Source organism: Alkalibacillus aidingensis, assembly GCF_014595945.1.
Lineage (GTDB): Bacteria > Bacillota > Bacilli > Bacillales > Alkalibacillaceae > Alkalibacillus > Alkalibacillus aidingensis.
Map to the genome: position 1 here is coordinate 358,893 of NZ_JABXWU010000001.1, position 26,116 is coordinate 385,008.

25 protein-coding genes are annotated in these 26,116 nt (G+C 37.0%); all 25 read left to right on the top strand.

Annotation, left to right across the window (positions count from 1 at the left end):
• The first annotated feature begins 1 nt into the window (after position 1).
• The 25 genes from ymfI (at position 2) to HWQ49_RS01940 (ending at position 26,112) form a co-directional block, all read left to right on the top strand.
• Positions 2-724, top strand: a complete 723-nt coding sequence (gene ymfI / locus HWQ49_RS01820) for an elongation factor P 5-aminopentanone reductase (protein ID WP_188205863.1) — start codon at positions 2-4, stop codon at positions 722-724.
• A gap of 65 nt (positions 725-789) precedes the next feature.
• Positions 790-1,050: a DUF3243 domain-containing protein gene (locus HWQ49_RS01825; protein ID WP_188205864.1), complete on the top strand. Its 261-nt coding sequence runs from the start codon at positions 790-792 to the stop codon at positions 1,048-1,050.
• 229 nt (positions 1,051-1,279) lie between these two features.
• Positions 1,280-2,074: a DUF3388 domain-containing protein gene (locus tag HWQ49_RS01830; protein ID WP_188205865.1), complete on the top strand. Its 795-nt coding sequence runs from the start codon at positions 1,280-1,282 to the stop codon at positions 2,072-2,074.
• Positions 2,075-2,089: 15 nt separating this feature from the next.
• Positions 2,090-3,019, top strand: a complete 930-nt coding sequence (locus HWQ49_RS01835; RefSeq protein ID WP_188205866.1) for a helix-turn-helix domain-containing protein — start codon at positions 2,090-2,092, stop codon at positions 3,017-3,019.
• A gap of 157 nt (positions 3,020-3,176) precedes the next feature.
• On the top strand, positions 3,177-3,755 hold the full coding sequence (pgsA, locus tag HWQ49_RS01840) for a CDP-diacylglycerol--glycerol-3-phosphate 3-phosphatidyltransferase (RefSeq protein WP_188205867.1): 579 nt from the start codon (positions 3,177-3,179) through the stop codon (positions 3,753-3,755).
• Positions 3,755-5,002 (top strand): competence/damage-inducible protein A, encoded by a 1,248-nt coding sequence (locus tag HWQ49_RS01845; RefSeq protein WP_188205868.1) that lies wholly within the window; start codon positions 3,755-3,757, stop codon positions 5,000-5,002. Before pgsA ends, HWQ49_RS01845 begins: the two co-directional genes overlap by 1 nt.
• A gap of 86 nt (positions 5,003-5,088) precedes the next feature.
• Complete coding sequence (gene recA, locus HWQ49_RS01850) at positions 5,089-6,129, top strand: recombinase RecA (protein WP_188205869.1); 1,041 nt, start codon at positions 5,089-5,091, stop codon at positions 6,127-6,129.
• Positions 6,130-6,365: 236 nt separating this feature from the next.
• Entirely contained in the window at positions 6,366-7,931 is a 1,566-nt protein-coding gene (gene rny, locus HWQ49_RS01855) for a ribonuclease Y (RefSeq protein ID WP_188205870.1), read from the top strand.
• A gap of 89 nt (positions 7,932-8,020) precedes the next feature.
• Positions 8,021-8,818 carry a TIGR00282 family metallophosphoesterase gene (locus HWQ49_RS01860; RefSeq protein WP_188205871.1) on the top strand — a complete coding sequence of 266 codons (798 nt, stop codon included), beginning with the start codon at positions 8,021-8,023 and terminating at the stop codon, positions 8,816-8,818.
• Between the two features lie 112 nt (positions 8,819-8,930).
• A complete protein-coding gene (locus tag HWQ49_RS01865; RefSeq protein ID WP_188205872.1) occupies positions 8,931-9,191 on the top strand; it encodes a stage V sporulation protein S in 261 nt (86 codons plus the stop codon).
• 194 nt (positions 9,192-9,385) lie between these two features.
• Positions 9,386-10,294, top strand: coding sequence for a dipeptidase (locus tag HWQ49_RS01870; RefSeq protein ID WP_188205873.1), 909 nt, complete (start codon positions 9,386-9,388; stop codon positions 10,292-10,294).
• Positions 10,295-10,457: 163 nt separating this feature from the next.
• Entirely contained in the window at positions 10,458-12,026 is a 1,569-nt protein-coding gene (gene miaB / locus HWQ49_RS01875; RefSeq protein ID WP_188205874.1) for a tRNA (N6-isopentenyl adenosine(37)-C2)-methylthiotransferase MiaB, read from the top strand.
• Position 12,027: 1 nt separating this feature from the next.
• Positions 12,028-12,438, top strand: a complete 411-nt coding sequence (locus HWQ49_RS01880) for a RicAFT regulatory complex protein RicA family protein (protein ID WP_188205875.1) — start codon at positions 12,028-12,030, stop codon at positions 12,436-12,438.
• 239 nt (positions 12,439-12,677) lie between these two features.
• Positions 12,678-13,208, top strand: a complete 531-nt coding sequence (gene cotE / locus HWQ49_RS01885; RefSeq protein WP_188205876.1) for an outer spore coat protein CotE — start codon at positions 12,678-12,680, stop codon at positions 13,206-13,208.
• Positions 13,209-13,341: 133 nt separating this feature from the next.
• Positions 13,342-15,891: a DNA mismatch repair protein MutS gene (gene mutS, locus HWQ49_RS01890; protein ID WP_188205877.1), complete on the top strand. Its 2,550-nt coding sequence runs from the start codon at positions 13,342-13,344 to the stop codon at positions 15,889-15,891.
• 12 nt (positions 15,892-15,903) lie between these two features.
• Positions 15,904-17,742 carry a DNA mismatch repair endonuclease MutL gene (gene mutL / locus HWQ49_RS01895; RefSeq protein WP_188205878.1) on the top strand — a complete coding sequence of 613 codons (1,839 nt, stop codon included), beginning with the start codon at positions 15,904-15,906 and terminating at the stop codon, positions 17,740-17,742.
• 16 nt (positions 17,743-17,758) lie between these two features.
• Positions 17,759-18,703, top strand: a complete 945-nt coding sequence (gene miaA, locus HWQ49_RS01900) for a tRNA (adenosine(37)-N6)-dimethylallyltransferase MiaA (protein WP_188205879.1) — start codon at positions 17,759-17,761, stop codon at positions 18,701-18,703.
• A gap of 32 nt (positions 18,704-18,735) precedes the next feature.
• Entirely contained in the window at positions 18,736-18,957 is a 222-nt protein-coding gene (gene hfq, locus HWQ49_RS01905) for an RNA chaperone Hfq (RefSeq protein ID WP_188205880.1), read from the top strand.
• A 685-nt stretch (positions 18,958-19,642) separates the two neighbouring features.
• Positions 19,643-20,884: a GTPase HflX gene (gene hflX / locus HWQ49_RS01910; protein ID WP_188206503.1), complete on the top strand. Its 1,242-nt coding sequence runs from the start codon at positions 19,643-19,645 to the stop codon at positions 20,882-20,884.
• A gap of 6 nt (positions 20,885-20,890) precedes the next feature.
• Positions 20,891-22,135: a methionine gamma-lyase family protein gene (locus tag HWQ49_RS01915; protein ID WP_188205881.1), complete on the top strand. Its 1,245-nt coding sequence runs from the start codon at positions 20,891-20,893 to the stop codon at positions 22,133-22,135.
• A gap of 120 nt (positions 22,136-22,255) precedes the next feature.
• On the top strand, positions 22,256-22,657 hold the full coding sequence (locus HWQ49_RS01920) for a MerR family transcriptional regulator (RefSeq protein WP_188205882.1): 402 nt from the start codon (positions 22,256-22,258) through the stop codon (positions 22,655-22,657).
• 32 nt (positions 22,658-22,689) lie between these two features.
• Complete coding sequence (gene glnA, locus HWQ49_RS01925) at positions 22,690-24,024, top strand: type I glutamate--ammonia ligase (protein ID WP_188205883.1); 1,335 nt, start codon at positions 22,690-22,692, stop codon at positions 24,022-24,024.
• Positions 24,025-24,288: 264 nt separating this feature from the next.
• A complete protein-coding gene (locus tag HWQ49_RS01930) occupies positions 24,289-24,510 on the top strand; it encodes a hypothetical protein (RefSeq protein WP_188205884.1) in 222 nt (73 codons plus the stop codon).
• Positions 24,511-24,513: 3 nt separating this feature from the next.
• Positions 24,514-24,840, top strand: a complete 327-nt coding sequence (locus HWQ49_RS01935) for a YolD-like family protein (RefSeq protein ID WP_188205885.1) — start codon at positions 24,514-24,516, stop codon at positions 24,838-24,840.
• Positions 24,841-24,855: 15 nt separating this feature from the next.
• Complete coding sequence (locus HWQ49_RS01940) at positions 24,856-26,112, top strand: DNA polymerase IV (protein WP_188205886.1); 1,257 nt, start codon at positions 24,856-24,858, stop codon at positions 26,110-26,112.
• Positions 26,113-26,116 lie beyond the last annotated feature (4 nt).

Consider the following 26,116-nt stretch of genomic DNA (forward strand, 5'->3'; position numbering starts at 1 on the left):
TGTGAAAGAGGAAACCGTATTAATCATAGGTGCGAGTGGGGAAATCGGTGAAGCGGTTATTCACCAATTAAATGCACCTAACAAACGATTTATCCTCCACTATAGTCAAAATAAAAGGCGTATTGAACAGCTGGTTAATCAATTAAATCAAGACCAAGTATTAATGACAGTCCAAGCAAATTTATCTAAAAATGAGGAAATCCATCAGTTAATCGATTCAATTCCTTTTCACATTGATGCGATCGTTTTTGCTCAAGGGCAAGCATCGCATCAAATGCTTACAGACTTATCTGATTCACTTATGGATGAGCTCTATCATGTTCATGTCAAAGCAACAGCATTGATCACTAAAGCGTTCCTACCCGATTTAATTAAACAAAGGAAAGGGAACATCATTGTGATTAGCTCGATTTGGGGTGAGCTAGGATCCAGTAATGAAGTATGGTATTCTACTATGAAAGGAGCTCAGATAGCTTTTGTTCGCTCTTTAGCCAAAGAAGTCGGTCGCTCAGGTGTTCGTGTAAATGCGGTTACACCAGGCCTGATTAATACTAAAATGAATAGTGGTTTATCAGAGGTTGATGTTGAGGAATGGATTGATGAGGTTCCACTTAATCGCTGTGGGACCGTAGAGGAAGTAGCTAAATGTGTAGCCTTTTTATGTTCAGATGAATCAAGCTATGTCAATGGTCATACTTTAAGAGTTAATGGTGGGATTTATTGACTAGATGCATAAAATTCGTTTATCCGCTCAAAATAAAACTGAATATGGAAAAAGGAGGATGAACGATGTCCGTATTAGATAATTTTGAACAATGGAAGGACTTTCTCGGTGATCGCTTACATCAAGCCCAAAACCAAGGCGTTGATCAAGACACCATTAACAATTTAGCCTACCAAGTTGGTGAGCATCTAGCAAATAAAGTTGATGCTCACAATGATGAAGAAGCTATTCTACGTGATTTGTGGAATGTTGCTTCTGAAGAAGAGCGTCACACTATTGCTAACATGATGGTTAAACTGGTACAAAACGAAGGTTCGGATAGGTAGTAAACCAAAGCCCGTAAAGTGAGCAACTTACTCATTTTACGGGTTTTGCCTTCCTAGAGATTTAAAACAGGTTATTTCACAAATAGGAAATAACGATTATCTATGAGAAATTTGTGCATTTTCGTCTTTATATCCTTTTCTTTACCTAAAAAATCCATTATTATAGAAATAGTATGTGAAATATTTTGAAAGTACATATTATTATTAATATGAAAGGCTGATTAAATATATGGATGATCGTAAGGATTGGTATTTAGAATATGAGATAAAATATAATCGGCCTGGTTTATTAGGGGACATTTCCTCTCTTTTAGGTATGCTATCGATAAATATTGTCATGATAAATGGTGTCGAAGATCATAGACGAGGTATGTTATTATTAAGTAAAGAAGACCGACAAATCGATCGTTTAATAAGCATCCTTAATACGATGGATACAATCAGAGTCACTAAAATCCGTCGACCAAAATTAAGAGACCGTTTAGCGGTTATGCATGGAAGGTATATAAAAAGTGATTCAGATGACAAAAAGACGTTTCGTTTTGTGCGTGATGAATTAGGTTTACTAGTCGATTTTATGGCAGAGCTATTCAAAAAGGAAGGGCACGTCTTAATTGGGATTCGTGGTATGCCTAGAGTTGGTAAGACTGAATCTATTGTTGCAGCAAGTGTATGTGCTAATAAACGGTGGCTGTTTTTATCAAGTACTTTATTAAAACAAACTATTAGAAGTCAGCTTATTAAAGATGAATATAGTGATGATAATTTATTTATTATTGACGGAGTTGTATCGATCAAACGGTCCACAGAGAAACATTGGCAATTAATTCGCGAGGTTATGAATATTCCCGCGGTAAAAGTTATTGAGCATCCTGATGTTTTTGTACAGAACTCTGAATATTCTCTAGATGATTTTGATTATTTTATTGAACTCAGAAATAATGCAGAAGAAGAAATCAAGTTTGAAAAAATACAAAAACCACAATTTGATGAGCAAAATGGCTTTTCAATGTTTGATTTTTAATGGATGGTGTTATGAATGGAACTGGGTAAAAGGCTACAAGAACTGAGAAAAGAAAAAGGAATAAGTTTAGATGACCTAGCGGAACAAACTAGAATTCAAAAACGTTACTTAATGGCTATTGAAGAGCATGATTTTTCAGCTATGCCCGGGAATTTTTACGTTCGTGCATTTGTCCGCGAATATGCTGAAGCTCTTGATTTAAATGGTGATGAGTTATTAGATGAGCATGCAGATGAGCTGCCATCTGTTGATGAACGCACGTATGATTACGTAACACCTTCAAGAAAAAGTAAAAAGGGCACCAAGGCTGGACAGCAAATGTTATCCTTTTTACCCAAAATATTTGTCTTAATATTAATTATCGGAATTGGTTTTGCTATTTGGTATTCATATGTTAATTTGATTCACCCATCTTTAATCGAGGAAAATATGGAAGATATTGACCAAGAAATAATTGGAGCTCCTGAAGATTCGGATGATGAAGAAGAAAATGAAGAACAAAATTCTGAACCTGAACAAGATCAAGACGAAGAGGAAGAACAAAACGAAAACGAAGAAGAGACAGAGGAAGAAATAGAAGAGTCCCCATCATTGTCAGTGACGGATGTTGAAGAAGGGAATATTCCTAGAACGACTTATACTTTGCAAAATGCTGACTCATTCACATTAAATTTATCAACTGATGATCAGACTTACTTAGGTCTTACGGTCACAGAAGATGGACAAGCGAACAATCTTTATGAAAGTATGTTTTCTACAGATGATTCACCATTGGAATTTGAGTCTGAGGGCGATCAAGTGACTGCTGAGTTAAATGTTGGACTAGCGAGTAGTTTAGACATCCAAGTAAATGGCATTGATTTAGAGTATGAAATTGAACCTAACACGCCTGATTCTGGTGAAAATGTTCACCAACACATTGTTATCGAATGGAATAACGATTAAAACAAGAATCCTTTGCTTCGTTTTGCAAAGGATTTCTTTTAGGTTATATTAATAACAAGATAGGTCTAAGTTTAGTTGGGACCGTGTTACAAATTAGAATTCTGTCTTCTTATTCATAATTTTATAACCAAAAGAAGAAACATTGGAGGAATAGACGATGAATATACCAAATAAAATTACCATTTCTAGAATTTTCTTAATTCCAATCTTTATCTTATTATTGGTGGTTCCTTTTGAATGGGGCATTCTAAACATTGGGGAGTATGATCTTCCTTTTGCACATTTACTTGCAGGTATACTGTTTATTGTAGCCTCATTAACTGATTGGGTTGATGGTTACTATGCTCGTAAATATAACCTTGTTACCAACATAGGGAAGTTCTTAGATCCGTTAGCTGATAAATTACTTGTTTCAGCTGCTCTAATTTGTTTAGTTGAGTTAGGTTTAGCACCTGCATGGGTTGTTATTATTATTATTAGTCGAGAATTTGCAGTGACTGGTTTAAGGCTGGTAGCAGCTGGTGAGGGAATTGTTCTTGCAGCAAGTCAAATGGGAAAACTAAAAACCATGCTTCAAATAAGTTCCGCAGCATTTTTATTACTACACCATTTTCCATTCTCATACATAGGGTTTCCAATCGGAACAATCCTCTTATATTTAGCGGTCGTTGTCACTGTTATATCTGGTATCGATTACTTTAAGAAAAATTGGCATGTCATGAGGGATTCGAAATAATGGATAGTAAATGTGAAATCATATCAGTCGGTACTGAACTATTGCTAGGTCAGATCATAGATACTAATGCAGCATGGTTATCTGAAAAACTAAACGAGCTTGGACTAAATGTTTATTATCAACAGACAGTTGGTGATAATAAGCACCGTTTATATAAGGTGTTTAAACAAGCACAAGAACGATCTAATATCGTTTTTGTTACGGGGGGACTTGGACCAACTGAAGACGATTTAACAAGAGAGGTAGCAGCCGAATTATTTGATACGACTTTGACTACCGATGATGATACGATGGACAAAATTGAAAGTTTCTTTCAAAAGAGACAGTTATCAATGACAAGCAACAATCGAAAACAGGCACTTTCATTTAAAGGAGGGACTGTTTTTGAAAATAAGGTGGGCATGGCTCCTGGTTTGAAGTACGAATATGAAGGGGTTATCTGGTTTTTCCTACCTGGTGTTCCTAAGGAAATGAAGTGGATTATAAATGAGCAAATCATTCCTTATTTATATCAAATTGATTTCGTTGAAGGTAAGCTTTATCATCGAACATTAACTTTCCAAGGTATTGGTGAATCTACATTAGAAACAAAACTGATTGATTTAATTCAAACGCAGTCAAACCCTACTATTGCTCCTTTAGCCGGAAACGGTTATGTTACCATACGCCTCACCGCTAAATCGAAATCTGAACAAGAGGCTTCAAAGTTGCTAGATCAATCGGAACATCAAATATTAAGTAGAGTTCACTCATATTTTGTTGGATACGGAAATCTATCAATAGAAAAACAGTTAATCAACTTATTAAAAGAGCATGGGTTAACCTGTTCGTCGTGCGAGAGTTTAACAGGTGGTTTATTCGCTGCAAAGCTGGTTGAACATAGAGGGGTTTCACAGTTATTTAAAGGTTCAATCATTTCCTATCAAAATGAAATTAAAGAAAAGGTAGTTGGTATTCCACGAGAGGTTCTAGATCAGGACGGTGCAGTAAGTGAACGGTGTGCCCGCCTAATGGCTGAAAATACATTAAATAAGTTATCATCTGATATAGCCATTAGCTTTACGGGTGTTGCAGGGCCAGATCCATTGGAAGGCCATCAACCTGGTACTGTATACATAGCTATTAGTCAGAAAGGTAAAGACACTATTTGTCAGCCAATACAGTTAGTCGGGGAACGAAGTCAAATCCGAGAAGAAGCTGTTCAGTCAGGTTTGAAATTACTTTTATCCGAGTTAAACAAACGATAAAAAACAGAACAAATATTCGCTTTTTTTGTTGGCAAAAGAATCATTTCATAGTATGATAGTATTAGATGATAGAAAGGGGAATGTAAATGAGTGAACGCAAACAAGCATTAGATATGGCATTAAAACAAATAGAGAAACAATTTGGTAAAGGGTCTATTATGAAACTAGGAGAACAAGAGGGACAGGAAATTTCTACAGTGTCAAGTGGATCACTTGGCTTAGATGTAGCTTTAGGAGTCGGAGGTTATCCAAGAGGGAGAATTGTAGAAATATATGGACCCGAATCATCTGGTAAAACCACTGTGGCATTACATGCGATAGCTGAAGCGCAACGTCAAGGTGGACAAGCTGCTTTCATTGATGCAGAGCATGCCTTGGATCCTGTATACGCTAGGAATCTAGGAGTCAACATAGACGAACTATTGTTGTCACAACCTGATACAGGTGAACAAGCTTTAGAGATTGCTGAAGCATTAGTGCGTAGTGGCGCTGTCGATATTATTGTAGTTGACTCTGTTGCAGCACTAGTACCAAAAGCTGAGATTGAGGGTGAAATGGGTGACTCTCACGTCGGTTTACAGGCCCGATTAATGTCTCAAGCATTGCGTAAACTCTCAGGTGCTATTAACAAGTCTAAAACAACAGCTATTTTTATCAACCAAATCCGTGAAAAAGTTGGAGTTATGTTTGGTAACCCTGAAACTACACCGGGTGGTCGTGCGTTGAAATTCTATTCTTCTGTACGTTTGGAAGTTCGTCGTGCCGAAACGTTAAAACAGGGTAATGAAATGGTAGGTAATAAAACACGTGTTAAGGTCGTGAAAAATAAGGTTGCCCCACCATTCAAACAAGCCGAAGTAGATATCATGTATGGTGAGGGAATTTCTAAAGAAGGGGAAATCCTAGATATAGGTTCGGATTTAGATGTTGTCCAAAAGAGCGGGGCATGGTTCTCATACAATGGCGAAAAACTTGGCCAAGGACGAGAGAATGCTAAACAATTCCTAAAAGATAATCGTGACGTCTATGAAGAGGTATATAGCTCGATCAGGTCTCATTATAATTTCGATAATGAGCCATCTGAGGCTGAAGAAATGGAAGATCAAGAAAAACTCGAATTAGAATAATATCCATAACACCTTTTCTCTGCTATGATAGTAGAGGAAAGGTGTTATTATTCTATGAACAAAAACGTAAATAGTTTGACAATTCCTTGACATGTTTGTTCGACAAGATTAAAATTAAACTGTATAATTTTCATTTTTTAACCTATAAACATATTAGAATGAATGATTGTACATTACCGACTGAAATGAAAATGAAATGTTGTCAAACAAATGAATAGCAAAGAGGAGGTGAAAGTATGGATAGTATAGCGATCTTAATCATCTCCATTTTGCTTGCTTTAGTTGTCGGTACTGTTGTTGGTTATCTGATTCGTAAATCGATTGCAGAGGCTAAAATTTCTAGTGCTGAAGAATTTGCTCGAAAGATAGAGGAAGAAGGCAGAAGAAATGCCGAGGCTGCTAAAAAGGAAGCCCTTTTAGAAGCTCAAGACGAAAGCCATCGTTTGCGTCAAGAACAAGAAAAGGAATTGCGTGAACGACGCAGTGAGGTACAAAAGCAAGAAAACCGTCTCATGCAAAAAGAGGAAACGCTTGACCGTAAAAGTGAAACGTTGGACAAACGTGAGCTAACTTTAGAGAACAAAGAGGAGTCTTTAAACGAAAAACAACAACAACTTAATAAAGCTGAAAGCAAAGTGGAAGAGTTATTGGCGACGCAGCAGACTGAACTTGAGCGAATTTCTGGTTATACTGAAGAAGAAGCTCGTCAAGTTATCTTAGATCGTGTCGAAAGAGAAATGACTCATGAAACAGCCATGATCATTAAACGTGAAGAAACACGAGCCAAAGAAGAAGCTGATAAGAAAGCTAAAGATATCTTATCACTTGCTATACAACGTTGTGCTGCAGAACATGTATCTGAGACGACAGTGTCTGTTGTTAACTTACCGAACGATGAGATGAAAGGTCGAATTATCGGTCGTGAAGGTCGTAATATCCGTACGTTAGAAACACTAACTGGAATTGATCTCATTATCGACGATACGCCAGAAGCGGTTATTTTATCTGGTTTTGACCCTATTCGTCGAGAGATTGCTCGTATAGCTTTAGAGAATCTTGTTCAAGATGGACGAATCCACCCAGCAAGAATTGAGGAAATGGTCGAAAAATCACGAAGAGAAGTAGATGAGTACATTCGTGAGGTTGGTGAAGAGGCTACCTTTGAGGTGGGAGCACATGGTGTCCATCCAGATCTCGTTAAAATTATTGGGCGATTAAAGTATCGTACAAGCTACGGTCAAAATGTCTTAAAACACTCACTAGAGGTAGCTTACTTATCTGGATTACTAGCAGCTGAGCTTGGTGAAGATGAACAACTGGCTAGAAGAGCAGGTCTTTTACACGATATTGGTAAAGCCGTTGACCATGAGGTTGAAGGCAGTCACGTGGAAATTGGTAAGGAACTAGCTCAAAAGTATAAAGAAAATCCAGTTGTTATTAATGCAATTGCGTCTCACCATGGAGATGAGGAAGCTACTAGCATTATTTCAGTAGTTGTTGCCGCTGCTGATGCCTTATCGGCAGCACGTCCAGGAGCTCGTAGTGAATCTCTTGAAAATTATATTAAGCGTCTTGAAAAGCTTGAAGAAATAGCTGATGCTTATGAAGGTGTCGAGAAGTCATTTGCGATTCAAGCAGGACGTGAGGTGCGAATTATGGTTCGTCCGGATGATATTGACGACTCTACGGCTATACAACTTGCCCGAGATATTCGCAACAAAATTGAAGAAGGTTTAGAATATCCAGGACATATTAAAGTCACAGTCATTCGTGAAACACGAGCAGTTGAATATGCTAAATAATAAAAGACGGCTATAGCCGTCTTTTATTTTTGACTATCTATATAATTTATGTAACGATAAAACTTAGAAAAAGTTGAAAGGAAATAGTTATGAATATACTGTTTATTGGAGATATTGTAGGTAAGCCAGGCAGAAAAGCATTAGAACAACATCTTTCTGTTCTTAAAAAGAAACATCAAGCAGATTTAACGATCGTTAATGGTGAAAACGCTGCTCATGGCAAAGGTATTACGAAGAAAATCTATCAGCAAATACTTGATTGGGGTGCAGATGTCGTTACACTTGGTAACCATGCTTGGGATAAAAAAGAAATCTTTGATTTTATCGATGATACCGATCGACTAGTTAGGCCAGCTAATTTTCCTGAAGGTACACCAGGAAGTGGTATACAATATGCTAAAGTTGCTGGAAAATTAGTAGCTGTTATCAACTTACAAGGACGAACGTTTATGAATCCAATTGATGACCCCTTTACCGTTGCAGATTCGTTAATTGAAAGAGCTAAAAAGAAAACGAATCATATTTTTGTTGACTTTCATGCAGAGGCAACGAGTGAAAAGCAGGCAATGGGTTGGTATTTAGATGGTCAAGCATCTGCAGTGGTTGGAACTCACACGCATATACAAACATCTGATGAACGAATTTTACCTAATCGAACAGCCTATATTACGGATGTTGGTATGACTGGACCTTATGATAGTATACTTGGAGTTGAAAAAGAGGCAGTTATTCGTAAATTCAAAACGGGGCTTCCTGTACGTTTTGACATTCCTGAAACTGACAAAACCGTTTTAAGTGGTGTTATTATTTCTTTAGACAAAGATAAGGGAACTGCTAAAAAAATTAAACGAATTTTAATAAATGATGACCATCTCAACTTCGAATAGACAAATTATTTGAATTTTTCCGATAATTAGTTCATAATAAAAGGAATAGGTCGTAAAAATGCTGAATAGATTAATTATGAAATCACTATAGTAATTGAAGGAGGAACTAGGGATGGAAATATTGAAAGTATCATCAAAATCAAATCCAAACTCAGTGGCGGGTGCGTTAGCGAATGTTTTACGTGAACGTGGCTCAGCAGAAATTCAAGCAATTGGTGCAGGTGCGCTCAACCAGGCGGTTAAAGCAGTGGCGATTGCACGTGGTTTTGTTGCTCCTAGTGGTGTTGACTTGATATGTATTCCAGCATTTACAGATATTACGATCGACCAAGAAGAACGTACGGCTATTAAGTTAATCGTGGAGCCTAGATAATATAAGTCCACATTTCTAAAAGATTCAAAGCTAGCTATTTAGTGATGCTTTGAATCTTTTTTTGCTTTTATATCCACTAACGCCGTGAAATTGGTAAAAACTACACGCTAGAAAAGCTATTATCTCTAAATAAAAAATGATACGATAAATGTAATCATATTTTAATATTTTATCATGATAGGGGAGTGGGGAATGTGGTAGTTGATATGCATTGTGATGCCCTGTTAAAACTCTGGCAGGATCCATCTAAATCATTTGATGATTCAGACTTACATATCTCGTATTCAAAGTGGAAGGAAAGCCCAGTAAAGGTTCAATGTTTTGCAATTTATGTACCACCGGAAATCGAAACTAATTATTTTCAGGCTGCTTTAGAAATGATTGATTTGTTTCATGAGAAGGTTATTAACGCTTATGATGATATAAAGTGGGTACAAACGAAAGAGGATATCGAAGAATTAAGGCCTCATGAAAAAGGAGCTATGCTTACTTTAGAAGGATGTCATGTTATCGAAGACCTCACACAATTAAGAACCCTATTAAGGTTAGGTGTTAAAGCAGTTGGTCTTACTTGGAATAATGTGAATGCTGTATCCGGCACTTGCGTTGAACAACCAGAACAGGGGCTTACCGACTTTGGTCAAGCTGTGGTTAAGGTGTTAAATGAGTTTGGTGTTTATACAGATTGCTCCCATTTATCACCTGCAGGGATCGATGATGTCTTAGAATTAGCAGATTACCCTATGCTTTCACATTCGAATGCAAAAGTGGTTCATGATCATCCTCGTAACATTTCTGATGAGCAACTGATTCGTTTCTTTGAGCAAAAGGCACCAGTAGGGTTAACATTTGTACCTTATTTCTTATCAGATAAGGAATCTGCAACCATCGATGATTTAATGAACCATCTTGATTATATGTATGAATTAGGTGGTCAAGATTCAATTGCTTTTGGTTCAGATTTCGATGGGATTACCAAGACAGTTGAAAACCTAGAGCATATAGCTGATTATCAAAACTTATTAAATAAATTGAATGAGAAGTACTCAAAAGAAGAGATCATGAAGTTTAGTTATGATAACTTTGTAAGAAAATTAAATTAAATATTAAAATAATAGTCTACCCAAAAGTGTGTCTTAAATATGACAACTTTTGGGTTTTAATTTGTATTTCAAGGACGATTGTTGTTAAAATCACACTGAGCAATTATACTGTTAATAGGTGTTTTTGTGCCGTATGTTGAACTAAATTGAAAGGAGTCTTGTTATGAACGAGAAGCAACGTCATGAACAGAATCAAATAAAACAAACTAATCCATCGGACATAAAATCCGACCAGGATAACTTGAATCGCCTAAAAGAAAAAACATCAGACGATTTTATTAAATATTTCGAAGCGACCTACGAACCACCTAACTTAAGAAAAGCACAAAAACGTGGAAAACAAGACGTCAAATATGATGAATTTCAAATTGACGAGCAATTCCAGGGGTTAGGTAAAGGTAAAAAGTATTTAATTCGGACATATGGATGTCAAATGAACGAACATGATACAGAAGTCATGTCTGGTCTATTAGAAGAGATGGGATATGAATCTACTACTGATACTAAAGAAGCAGACATTATTTTATTAAACACTTGCGCCATTCGTGAAAATGCTGAAAATAAAGTGTTCGGTGAAATCGGTCATTTAAAGCCTCTTAAAGTTGAAAATCCTGATTTAATCATAGGGGTATGTGGGTGCATGTCTCAAGAGGAAGCAGTCGTTAATCGAATTTTAGAGAAACACCATCAAGTTGATTTAATCTTCGGTACCCACAACATTCACCGTTTGCCACAACTTGTTCAAAACGCTTACTTAAGTAAAGAGCGTGTCGTTGAAGTGTGGTCAAAAGAAGGTGATGTCATTGAAAACCTTCCTAAACGACGTCAAGGGAAAATTAAAGCTTGGGTTAATATTATGTACGGTTGTGATAAGTTCTGTACTTACTGTATTGTTCCGTATACACGAGGTAAGGAGCGTAGTCGCCTACCAGAAGATATTATTCAAGAAGTACGTCATTTAGCTGCACAAGGATATAAAGAAGTAACGTTGCTTGGTCAAAACGTAAATGCTTATGGAAAAGACTTGGAAATGGAGTACGGATTAGGTGATTTGATGGATGAAATCCGTAAAATTGATATTCCACGTGTTCGGTTTACCACTTCACACCCTAGAGACTTCGATGATCGTTTAATTGAGGTGCTAGCTAAGGGTGGTAACTTAATGCCATACATTCATTTACCAGTACAATCAGGTAATTCAGATGTATTAAAACTAATGGGACGTAAATATACACGTGAGCGTTATTTAGATTTAGTGAGAAAAATTAAGGAAGCCATCCCACACGCATCATTTTCAACAGATATTATCGTTGGTTTCCCAAATGAAACAGAAGAACAGTTCCAAGATACCTTGTCCTTATATGACGAGGTTGGTTTTGAGAGTGCTTATACGTTTATCTTCTCACCTAGGGAAGGTACTCCGGCAGCTAAATTTAACGATAAAATTTCAATGGAAGAGAAAAAGGATCGCTTGCAACGCTTAAATGCTAAAGTGAATGCCTACTCTGCAGAAGCAATGAAGAAATATGAAGGTCAAACAGTAAAAGTTTTAGTTGAAGGCGAAAGTAAAAATAACCCAGATGTATTAGCTGGTTATACAGAGCATAGTAAGTTGGTTAATTTCATCGGGCCGAAATCAGCAATTGGTCAAATTGTCGAAGTTAAAATCACAGAAGCAAAAACATGGACCTTAGATGGAGTCATGGTCGAAGAATCTATAGAGGTGAGTTAATATGGCAAAGTACACACGTCAAGAAGTTATTCAAGAAGCAAATGAGTTAGCAGAAAAGCTAGCGAATATCGATGAAATTGAACGTTTTAAACAGCTAGAAGTTAAGATTAACCAGAATACCAAAGTTCAAGGCCACATTAAAAAGATTAAAGCTCTGCAAAAGCAAGCGGTTAATTTACAGCATTATGGTAAGGGTGAAGCTTTACAACGTGTTGAAGAACAGATTGACCGTTTACAGGCGGAATTAGATGAGATTCCAATTGTGCAGGAATTTAAAGAATCTCAGGTCGTTGTTAATGATATTTTACAACGTGTTACCCAGACGATTGCCAATGAGGTAACGAATGAAATTATTCGTTCTACAGGTGGTAATGTTCTTAGAGGTGAAACAGGAACGGAAATAAAACATTAAACCTAATTATTAAGTGGTATAGGATAATATGTTAAAGCTGTCTTAAAGTCATAACTTTTGACTTTAAGACAGCTTTTTAATTTCGAAAAAAATATTTTCTACTCCTTCTCAAAGATATTAACGTTTCAATAGGCGTAAGCATATGAATGAATATACATCTCTTAAGTGATACAACTGAATCACAATAAATGCCTAACCCCCATATAATAAAATGGCTAACCAAAGAGGAGGAGAAGAATATGTCTGATCGTGATTACCGCGAGATTATTACCAAGGCAGTATGTGGTAAAGGTAAGAAGTTTACCGAGACTTCCCATACCGTTTCACCTAATCACAAGCCTACGAGTATTTTAGGCTGCTGGATTATTAACCACCAATATCAAGCGAGAAAGAAAGGGCATGTTGTTGAAGTTGCAGGAGCTTACGACATTAATGTTTGGTATTCTTATAATGATAATACAAAAACAGAAGTCATTACGGAAAGAAAGCAATACGTTGATAAAGTACCAATTGCAATGAAAGATAATAAATGCCTTACTAATGAATTTGAAGTTGTAGCAAGAGCTACCCAGCAACCAAACACATTAGAGTGTCAGATTGATGAAGCTGCACAAAACATCAAAGTCGAATTAGAACGAGAATTTGTTGTTGATTTAATTGGTGAAACAAAAGTATGGGCCAAAGTGGAACCAAATGGGTTTGATGAGGATGAAGTTGACTTAGATGAATTAGAATCAGAGTTAGCCGAAATTGAAGTCGATAAAGAGTAACCCATACCCATAATCTAATTAACTCTCAACCATACAGTCGATTTGACAAAAATCGGCTGTATGGTTTTATTAATCGACATAAAAATCTATGCTATAATGCCAATAGAGATCAACAATTGGGGGATACATAGAAATGGCCAAATATACGCCAATGATTGAACAATACTTACAAGTCAAATCCGAATATAAAGATGAGTTTTTATTTTTTCGTTTAGGGGACTTCTATGAATTATTCTTTGATGATGCGTTAAAGGCTGCCAAAGAATTAGAAATCACGTTAACTAAACGCGATGCAGGTAATGAGAAGATTCCAATGTGTGGTGTTCCTTTTCATTCGGCAGAAAGCTATATAAAAACGTTAATAGACAAAGGTTACAAAGTAGCGATTTGTGAACAAGTTGAAGACCCACAAACCGCCAAAGGAGTCGTCAAGCGCGAAGTCGTACAAGTCATTACTCCCGGTACTATTATGGAAGGCAAAATGTTAGATGAAACAGAGAACAATTTTATTGCCTCTATTACACATTCGGCGACATCTTTTGTCATTGCTTATACCGATTTATCAACAGGCGAATGCTCTGTTAGTCAAATGGCTGGTCGTTTTAAAGATGTATTAAGTGAGTTATATAATCGACCAGTCAAGGAAATCGTTGTTTCAGAAAATTTTAATGAAGATTATAAACATTCACTTATTCATTATTTAAATGTGACTTTATCGTTCCAAGATAAAAGTGAGATACCTGAAGATTATCTCTATTTAGTAGAAAATTTAGAAGATGTTCATTTGGTTGAAGGTTTTGGTCGACTATTCCAGTATATCTATCATTCTCAGAAACGGTATTTAACACACTTACAACGTGTTGAGTATATTCCAATAGAACAGTTTATGAAATTAGACTTGTATTCCAAACGCAACTTGGAGCTAATGGAATCAATTCGAGATCATAGTCAAAAGGGGACCTTATTATCGGTCTTGGACCAAACATCAACAGCGATGGGAGCTAGACGATTGAAGAAGTGGCTTGATCGTCCTTTGTTGTCAAAGGACGCTATTGAAAGACGTCACGAACAAGTTGAGTCGTTTATGGTTCACTTTTTTGAACGTGAGGAGATCCGGGAGCGTTTAAAACAAGTTTATGATCTTGAACGTTTATCAGGGCGAGTATCCTATGGTAATGTCAATGCGCGTGATTTAATTCAATTGAAGAAATCTCTATCCGTCTTGCCATCCTTAAAGCAGGTGCTTGATCAAATTGAATCTCATTCTGTCACATCCCTATTAGGTGATATTTCCGTTTTTCAGGAAATCTATGATCTACTTAACCGTAGTATTCATGACGAACCACCGATCTCAATTACCGAAGGAGATATTATTAAAGATGGTTTTAATGCACAGCTTGATGAGTATCGTGAAGCATCAAGAAACGGAAAAGCTTGGGTAGCTCAGTTAGAAGCAAGCGAAAGAGAAAGGTTAGGTGTCAAATCACTTAAAGTTGGCTATAACAAAGTCTTTGGTTACTATATTGAAGTGACAAAAGCCAATTTAAATCAAATTGATCTATCAAGATACGAACGTAAACAAACATTAGCCAATGCTGAGAGATTTATTACACCAGAATTAAAAGAAAAAGAACGATTAATCCTCGAAGCTAAAGAAAAGAGTACGTCTTTAGAGTACGAGCTATTTATTAAGATTCGAGAACAAATAAAAGAATATATTCCTGTTATTCAAAAGTTAGCTGAACAGATCAGTAAGATTGATGTCCTTATAAGTTTAGCAGTTGTCAGTGAACAGAACAATTACATTAAACCTATATTAAATGAAGAGCAGAATCTCCATATTGAAGACGGAAGACACCCTGTTGTTGAACAGGTCATGCAAGATCAATTTGTACCGAATAATATTGAGATGGAGCAGGATACAAACATTCTGTTAATCACCGGACCCAATATGGCTGGTAAAAGTACGTATATGCGCCAACTTGGGCTAATTGCGATCATGTCACAAATTGGTTGTTTTGTCCCTGCTACTCATGCAATATTACCTGTATTCGATCAAGTGTTTACAAGGATTGGTGCAGCTGATGATCTAGTATCTGGTCAAAGTACGTTTATGGTAGAAATGTTAGAAGCAGAACATGCAGTTAGCCACGCATCGAGTAAAAGTTTAATACTGTTTGATGAAATAGGGCGAGGGACGAGTACCTATGATGGTATAGCTTTAGCACAATCAATTGTTGAACATTTACACGATCATGTTGGAGCCAAAACTTTGTTTGCAACACATTATCATGAATTAACGGACCTCGAAAATACGCTATCTCAACTACGCAACGTTCATGTTGAGGTGGATGAAGAAGATGGAGAGGTCGTCTTTTTACACCATATTAAACCAGGTAAAGCCGATCAAAGTTATGGTGTTCACGTAGCCAAATTAGCAAAGTTACCAGAGGATATTATCAACCGAGCAAACGAGTTGCTTGCCAGTTTTGAAAATGGCGACACGAAAGACTCTAATCAAATTCAAGAAGAACAGATGACATTATTTGAAGGTGAAACTAAACCAAAGCATGATCATGGACATGAAGATGTTGTAAATGAACTAAAACAGTTAAATTTATTAAACATGACACCTATGGATGCAATGAACGTGTTATATCAACTTCAGAAAAAGATAGATTAAAGGAAGTGTAGAATGGGTAAGATTATTGAACTACCAGAAGCATTATCTAATAAAATAGCAGCTGGTGAAGTCGTTGAACGACCAGCATCAGTTGTAAAAGAGCTATTAGAGAATAGTATCGATGCCAACAGTAGTTGGATAAGAATTGAGTTAGAAGAGGCTGGTTTACGTTCGATAAAAATCATTGATGATGGAGACGGAATCGAAAATGATGACGTTGAAACGGCATTTTACCGTCATGCAACGAGTAAAATTGGAGATGAGCAAGATTTATTTCGTGTAAGTACCTTAGGTTTTAGAGGAGAAGCCCTAGCGAGTATCGCCTCTGTTAGCCAGCTCACCTTAAGAACATCCACAGGCACAGAGACTGGAAAAGAATTAGTTATACACGGAGGAAATCTAATCAGTGAGCAAAAACATACTAAACGAAAAGGAACTGAAATAAACGTTGAAAACTTATTTTACAACACCCCTGCGCGATTGAAGTATTTAAAGACTGTCCATACTGAGTTAGGACATATAACAGATGTGATTAACCGTATGGCGATTGCTCATCCGGAGATTCGCTTCGAATGTGATCACAACCATAAACGGTTATTCTTTACACCTGGTAATAGTCAGTTACTACAAGTGATTCAGCAGATATATGGAATGAAGATTGCAAAAAATATGCTACCAGTAGAAACGACTTCCCTAGATTATCATGTGAAAGGCTTCATTGGTAAACCAGAAATTACCCGTTCTAATCGCAACTACATTTCGTTAATTGTTAATGGAAGGTATATTAAAAACCCGTTTTTAAATAAGGCAATTCTTGATGGGTATCATACATTTTTACCTATTGGGCGTTATCCAGTAGTTGTGTTACAAATTGAGATGGATCCTTATCTAGTTGATGTCAACGTTCATCCAGCCAAGACTGAGGTTCGTTTTAGTAAAGAGAAAGAGTTATTTGAAGTCATAAAAGAAGCAGTCTACCACGTTCTCCATAGACAACGTCTAATTCCTGAAGCTTCTAAACAGCCAAAAGAAAAATCTGAGCAAGAATCACTTGATTTTTCCTTAGGTGTTAATAAACCTGAACAGGGTGAAGCGGTTCAGGAGCGTGTAGATTCTTTTGATACACCACTAACAAAGAAAACTGAGGAATTTGGCGATGCATCACAATTGTTTGAAGATGTAAATCAACTAGAATCTGAGTCCGATCTTAATGACAGTCACGAACAACAAGAAAAAGTAGAATCTTATCATTTTAAAGAAGAACGAGAACGTTTACCATATTTGAGTCCGATTGGTCAATTACATGGAACTTATATTCTCGCTCAAAATGAACAAGGCCTTTATATGATTGACCAACACGCTGCACAAGAGCGGATTAAATATGAATTCTATAAGAAGCAGCTAGGTCAACCGATTAAAGAGGTACAGGAATTGGCTATTCCATTAACGTTTGAATTTACACCACAAGAAGCCATCAGTATACAAGAAAATGGTCAAGAATTGGAAAAAGTAGGCTTATTTTTAGAACCTTTTGGAGATAATAGCTTTATAGTAAGGTCTTATCCTAGTTGGTTTCCAACTGGTGAAGAAGAACAAATTATTCGTGATATGATAGAGGAATTAATAGAAGGTAAATCAATTGATTTGGAAAAGATTCGGGAAGAAGCAGCAATCCTTATGTCCTGTAAACGGTCTATTAAAGCTAATCACTACTTAAATCGTGATGAGATGGAATACTTACTTAACGAACTTAGAACCTGCCATGATCCTTTCACATGTCCACATGGTCGACCGATTGTAGTTCATTTTAGTGATTATGAGCTACAACGTATGTTTAAACGAATTATGTAATAAGAGAGGGAACATCGTGAAACCAATTGTTATTAGTGTCATCGGTCCAACAGCGGTTGGAAAAACTAAATTAGGTATTGAAATATGCAAACGATTTAATGGTGAGGTTATTAATGGGGATTCCATGCAATTTTATCGTGGTTTTGATATTGGTACGGCAAAAGTAACTGAAGAAGAGGCTGAAGGAATTCCACATCATCTAATTGATCAACTTTCACCAACAGATTCTTACTCGGCAGCTTCGTTTAAAAATGATCTATCTGAAAAGGTTAATCAACTAAAAAACAAAAGGAAGTTACCTGTAGTAGTTGGTGGAACTGGTTTCTACATTCAATCTGCTATTTATGACTTTAATTTTTCCGATGCTAAAAGAGACGATCAGTATGTCGAAGCGGCTATTCAAGACATAAAGGAAAATGGAGTTGAGCCATACTATGAAAAACTCAAGCAAGTAGATCCAGTACAGGCTAGTAAGGTTCACCCGAATAATATTAGACGAGTTGTCCGAGCATTAGAAGTGTATGAACGAACAGGATTACCGATGTCAGATTATGAAGCTAAACAATCTAACGAGTCGCCTTATACACCTTATATCATCGGTTTAGACATGGACCGTCAACTATTATATGAAAGAATTAATAAACGGGTTGACCTGATGATGGAAGAGGGTTTATTAGAAGAAGTGACAAGGATATATGAGAAATTTGGTGGTGATGTTCAGGCGATGCAAGGAATAGGGTATAAGGAGTTTATTCCTTATTTCGAAGAAGACCAGCCGTTAGAACAAGTAGTAAACCAGATTAAACAAAATACTCGTCGCTTTGCTAAAAGGCAATTGACATATTATCGTAATAAGATACCAGATGTTCATTGGTATCAAGTCGACCCTGATCATTATTTGGAAACTTTTGAGTTAATTTTTTCAAATCTAGCAGGATTTTTGGAAAAATTAAACGAATAAATATAATATTAGATAGACAGAGGAGGATTCGTATGGCAAGTTCTACTAATGTACAGGATGCCTATTTGAACAAATTGCGAAAAGAGAAGGTGCAGTTAACAGTATTTTTAACTAATGGGTTTCAATTAAGAGGTATCATTAAGTCATTTGATAATTTTACGATTTTAATTGAAACGGATGGTAAACAACAACTCATCTTTAAACATGCCATTTCAACATTCGCACCTGTTAAGAATATTGAGTTGGATTCATAATTTTTATAGTTTTTTGCTTCTCGTAAGTCTATCACTATTAAGTGATAGGCTTATTCGTTTTGGATTGGTTCAAATGCCATGGCTAAGCTCATAGGATGTGCAGTTAGGTTGGATTAGTCGTTGCCTCTCAATGACGTTTTCCATATCAAACGGTGGCAGAACGTCATCGAGAGTATTTCTTTCTTACATTTTGTACTTCACACGAGGGTGAAACGTCATTGAGAGTGCTTCTTTCTTACATTTTGCGCTTCACACGAGGGTAAAACGTCATCGAGAGTGCTTCACTCCATCGAATTGCTCGTAACTTCATTGGGACAGACACAAAACTAGTGAACGAACATCATCTATCAAATGTGAAGGTTAATGTTAGTTTGTATTCGATTCCTTAATAAAATGGAGGATTCAGCAATTAATGTTGGTAATTCAGCAATTAATCATGTGTATTCATCAACTATGAAACGCGATTCATCAATTAAAGCTCGTATTCATTAATAAGGTCGCCTATTCAATAATAAAATCACTCATTCATTAATAAACACTTAATTCTCCAATAATCTTGCTGGCGATCCTTGCGAAGCGTTTACTGACTACACATAAACAACACTATAATTAAACTAAATGCTAATAAAGATGGAAATTTTGTTAATAATGCTTATAATGGAATCAGACTTACAAAGGAGACTTTATATTGAAAGAACAAGCAATCTTAATCGGCTGTCATACAGGAAAACAGAGTGAAGAATCTTTTCATACATCCATGGATGAACTAAAAGCTCTAGCTTTAACAGTTAATGCTGAGGTGGTTGAAACATTTATCCAAAAACGCGATCAAATACATTCAGCCCTTTACATTGGAACTGGGAAAGTTGAAGAAATTAAAGAATTTGTCTCTGAACAAGAAATTGATATTGCAATTGTAAATAGTGAACTTTCACCTTCACAAGCTCGGAACCTTTCTGAGCACTTGGAGATTAAGGTGCTTGATCGAACACAGCTTATTTTAGATATTTTTGCTATGCGCGCCCGAACAAAAGAAGGTAAGCTGCAGGTGGAATTGGCACAACTAGAATACTTATTACCACGATTACATGGACAAGGAGTTGCCTTATCACGATTGGGTGGTGGTATTGGTACACGTGGTCCAGGTGAAACAAAATTAGAAACCGATCGTCGTCATATTAGAAGGCGAATAACAGAGATTAAACGTGCGATTGACCAGGTCGTTAAACAGCGACAACAATACCGTGAGCGACGTAAGAAGAATTCTGCTTTTCAAATCTCGATTGTCGGTTATACAAACGCGGGGAAATCAACTTTATTTAACCGGTTAACTCAAACTGAATCGCTAGCTGAAGATAAATTATTTGCAACGTTAGATCCGATGACTCGTAAAATAACGTTGCCGAGTGGTTTTCAGCCGTTAATTTCTGATACAGTTGGATTTATTCAAGAACTTCCTACAACCCTAATAGCAGCATTTCGTTCAACGCTAGAAGAAGTGATTGAAGCAGACTTTATTCTACACGTAGTGGATTGCTCTAACCGTCATTATGTTGAACATGAAAAAACAGTTCACGAGATTTTAAATGAGTTAGGGGCCGGTAATATACCAATATTAACTGTTTATAATAAATCAGATTTAAATTCTGAATCATTTATTCCTTATACTACACCACACATTTTGATGAGTGCATTAGATAATGAAGATCTACACCGTCTTAAACTAACAATTGAACAGACGTTAATGGATGTGTGGGAAAGCTATGAGGTGAAATTAAAAAGCAGTAAAGGTAAACTGATCAATCAACTTAAAAGAGATACTATCATTACGACAGAGACATTTAATGAAGACGATGAAACATATGTGATTGAAGGGTTTGTCTCTAAGGACTCACCTCTATATACCAATATAACGCAAAGTGAGTGATTCAACATGGAAGAACAACAATTAGTAATGATTCAAGAAACAGAAGCGGAACTTAACGAACGTTTTAACGAAATTAGTCGACTTGTCACATATAATCAGAACAAAGTGTTAAAAGCTTTCCAAAGGTTAAATGTAAGTGATGTTCACTTTACCCCTACAACTGGATATGGCTATGATGATTTAGGGCGGGAGAAATTAGAAGAATTATACGCTGAAGTCTTTGGAGCTGAAGATGCGTTAGTTAGGCCTCAGATCATCTCAGGTACACATGCCATTTCAACCACTTTATTCGGATTATTAAGGCCTGGAGATGAATTATTATCAATAACGGGTGCCCCATACGATACTTTAGAAAGCGTTATCGGTCATAAACAGCAGGTTGACGGCTCATTGACTGACTTCGGAATAACGTATCGTGAAATCCCATTAAATACACAAGGTGAAGTACAAAGAGACTTAATTAAGGACTATATGTCAGAACACACTAAAGTCATTGCCATTCAACGATCAAAAGGTTATGCTAATCGACCTTCATTTTCAGTTGATGATATTAAAAAGATGATAGAATATGTCAAATCAATTAAATCAGATGCCATCGTCTTTGTTGATAATTGTTATGGTGAGTTTGTGGAGGTTGATGAACCTACCAATGTTGGGGCTGATATTATAGCTGGTTCATTAATTAAAAACCCTGGAGCCGGAATTGTTAGAACAGGGGGGTATATTGTCGGTCGGCAAGATCTAATTAAGCGATGTGCCAATAGGTTGTCAGCTCCTGGGCTTGGTAAAGAAGCTGGCGCTACGTTAAATAGTTTGCAAGAAATGTTTCAGGGCTTATTTTTAGCACCACACACTGTTGGTGAGGCACTAAAAGGATCTTACTTTACCGCAACATTGTTATGTAAACACGGATTCGCAACCACTCCTAGTTATGATGCTGAACGAACTGATTTAATTCAATCAGTTACTTTTAATACAAAAGAGGAAATGATTCAGTTCGCCCAAAAGATTCAACAACAATCACCAATTAATGCCTATGTCACTCCTGAGCCAAGTTATATGCCAGGTTACGATCATGATGTGATTATGGCGGCAGGTACGTTCATTCAAGGGGCAAGCTTAGAGTTAACAGCAGATGGTCCGATTCGGGAACCTTATACGTTATATGTTCAAGGTGGATTAACTTACGAACATGTTAAACTGGCGATTACCGAAGCGTTATGCTCACTATCTTTAACGACATCAAAATAATGATAAGAGGTTTTGCACAGTGAGTTGCATAACCTCTTATTTTTTATGTTAACTTTTCTAACATCTGTTGACATGTTTGGTGACGTATTATATACTATTTAACAAGTTGGAGGTGTTGATATGACTTATTCAGATCGAAAGTCAATGCCATTGTTTCCGATTAGTATCGTGACAGAACTAACAGAACTGACTGCAAGACAAGTTCGATACTACGAGGAGAAAGGGTTAGTGACTCCTGTTCGATCGAAAGGTAATAGACGATTATTTTCATTTTATGATGTCGATCGCCTATTGGAGATTAAAGAACTGATCGATCAAGGTGTTAACTTAGCTGGAATTAAGCAGGTTTTAAAAGTTAAAAGTGAACAACAAGAGCCAATTAAACATAAAGAAGAAGTTACCATGAGAGAGGACATATCTGAAAAAGATCTTCACAAAATGCTAAGACGAGAGCTCATAGAATCAGGTTACTTAAATCATTCATCTATTGTTAAGGGAGAACTATCTCGGTTCTACCATTAATAATAAAAAAATCTTTAGGGAGGCAATTTGTTTTGTCAAAATTTACTAGAGAAGAGATTTACAAGCGAATCGAAGAAGAGAATGTGAAATTTATTCGGTTACAATTTACTGATCTTCTAGGAACGATCAAAAATGTAGAGATTCCATTAAGTCAACTAGATAAAGCACTAGATAACAAAATGATGTTTGATGGATCATCGATTGAAGGGTTTGTACGTATCGAAGAATCCGATATGCTACTACATCCAGATTTAGATTCATTTGTTGTATTCCCGTGGACATCTGAAAAAGGTAAAGTCGCACGTTTTATCTGTGACATTTACAATCCTGATGGCACTCCGTTTGAGGGTTGCCCTCGTTATAATTTGAAGCGTAACATCGAGCGTATGGAGAAGTTAGGCTTCACTGCTTTTAACATTGGTACTGAACCAGAATTCTTCCTGTTCAAATTAGATGAAACTGGTGAACCGACAATGGAGTTAAATGATAAGGGTGGCTATTTTGACCTAGCTCCGACCGACCTAGGTGAGAATTGTCGCCGTGACATCGTTTTAGAATTAGAAGAAATGGGCTTTGAAATTGAAGCGTCACACCATGAGGTCGCACCTGGTCAACACGAGATCGATTTCAAATATTCCGATGCCATTAAACATTGTGATGATATTCAGACGTTTAAACTAGTGGTTAAAACGATTGCTCGTAAACACGGATTACATGCAACATTCATGCCAAAACCATTATTCGGTGTTAACGGATCAGGAATGCATGCTAACATGTCTTTATTTAAAGGAAAAGAGAATGCATTCTTTGATGAAAATGCCGATGAACAATTAAGTGAAGTAGCACATCAATTTACTGCAGGGATTATTAAGCATGCAGTTAACTTTACGGCCGTTACAAACCCAACTGTCAACTCTTATAAACGGTTGGTTCCAGGTTATGAAGCACCTTGTTATGTTGCTTGGTCCGGTCAAAACCGTAGCCCGTTAGTACGTGTGCCTTCTTCTAGAGGTCTAAGTACACGTATTGAGGTTCGTAGTGTGGACCCATCAGCAAATCCATATATGGCTATGTCCGTTATGCTTGCAGCTGGATTAGACGGTGTTGAAAATAATTTAACTGCTCCAGAACCAGTAGATCGCAATATCTATGTTATGGATAAAGAGGAAAGAGAAGAAAATGGTGTTCAGGACTTACCAGCAACACTTTATGACGCACTTCAAAAACTAAAAGAAGATGATGTTATTAAGGGTGCGTTAGGTGGCCATTTATTAGAGCACTTCTTAGAAGCTAAAGAAATTGAATGGGATATGTTCCGCACACAAGTTCACCCGTGGGAGCGCGAGCAGTATTTAAGTACTTATTAATATGGTTAACCCTTGACACAATCCGTGTTAAGGGTTTTTCTTACTTCAATTAAGTGTGGAATAAAAACTCATGTTGAAAATTATATACCAGAAATGTGTGTCATTTTTAACTGCTTCTAACCCCAGTTAGGGACTCTTTACTGTCCTCTAACTGGGGTTTTAGTTGGTTAGACGAGGACTATTGCACTATTTAAACAGTGAAGTTTGTTACTTTTTTCGGAACGTGGTATAATACGAACAAATGTTCTTTTAGAGGTGAAAGCTATGGGAAATTTCTTTCATAACTCTGTAATCAGTAAACAAATATTAGAAATGATCTACATGGATATCCAAGGTCAATTAACTCAGCGTATCATCCGAGTTGTTCGAGAGGAAGAAGAGAGGATCTTAGCTTTTTGTTATACCAGACGCCAGGTTAGATCATTTAAGAAGGAAAACATTTTATCCATTTATCCGTACCGACAACAAAAGCGAATGGAGGCGTAAAATATGCACCATGACCGTGGAAGCATTAAGTGGGCTTCGCTTATGCTACCAGAACATGTTAAAGCTTTGCAGGAAGTGTGGCGAGAAGAGGAAGTGGAAAAACAACCACTACTTGATGAACAGCAAATAGAAGAATACGCTTTTCTGCTGTCGCAAGCTTATCAAGAGCAGTCGTATGTTCAGGTAACTTATTTTCTCCAAGGGCATTACCACCATTTGGTTGGGAAAGTGCTGAATTTAGAGGTTGAACCACAAACGGTTAGACTTGAAACCAAGCAGGGAGATCGTCAATCAATCAGAATAGCTACTATTAAACAAATCAGTTTATAAGAGGGAGGTCCTATGGTGGATTATACGCCTTATCCCAGACATCACGTATTATGTATTGATATGCGTTCGTTTTACGCCAGTGTCGAATGCATGAAAAGAGGGTTAGATCCACAAAAGGCTTTGCTTGCTGTGGTGGGGGACCCTGATAGAAGTGGAAGCATTGTATTAGCTGCCTCACCAGCTCTAAAGAAGAAACACGGAATTAGTAATGTTAGTCGCTATTTTGAGTTACCTAAAGATCCTAATTTAGTTATTGCCAATGCGCATATGGGCGATTATTTAACGATTTCTCTAGAAATCACCAAGTTGATGCTGCGCTTTGTCCCTAAAGAAGCCATCCATGTTTATTCAGTTGATGAAGTGTGGGTAACAGTCGATGGACTTGAGCGCTTGCATGGGTCTCCCTACCAAATAGCCCAAAAAATTCAAGCGAGCATTCGTGAGCAGTTTGGCATTGAGTCCGTCATCGGGATCGGTGATAATAAATTTTTAGCTAAAGTGGTGATGGATATTCATGCTAAGAAGAATTCGCAGGGAATTAGCGAGTGTCGTTATGAAGATGTAAGTGACTTACTTTGGCCTATCCCAGTCGAGAAGGTTTGGGGGATTGGTTCACGTTTGATGACCCACTTAAATCGCATGGGAATTATCACATTGGGGAATTTAGCGAATTATTCTAAATCTATTTTAAAAAAACGCTTTGGAGTTATTGGCGAACAACTTTACTGGCATGCGTGGGGGATTGACTTAAGTCCAGTGACGGGTAATTTTACGAAAACCGAACAAAAAGGATATGGACACGGGGTAACATTACTTCGTGATTATACAAAAGACGAAATTTATGCTTGTATATTAGATTTATGTGAAGAAGCTTGTAGGCGAGCGAGGAAAGATGAAAAAGAGGGAAAGACGATTCATTTATCGATCAGCTACGCTAGTGAATATGGAGGGGGGTTCAGTCGATCGATTTCAATCGATGTGCCGACAAATGATACCTGGGAAATGTATCAAGTGTGCTTACAGTTATTTGACCGATTCTATGAAGAAGGCTGCCACATTAGAAAAGCATCTGTGACATTAACTAATTTAACCGACGAGTGTGGGACACAGCTTAGTTTGTTTGAAAAAAGGGATCAGCATAAACAACTGTATCAGGCTATCGATCAAGTTCGAGAGCGATTTGGGTCAACCTCCTTACTTAGAGCTAGTAGTTATACATCGGGTGGTATTGCGCTAGATCGTGGGAAAAAGATAGGGGGCCACTTTGAATAAGATG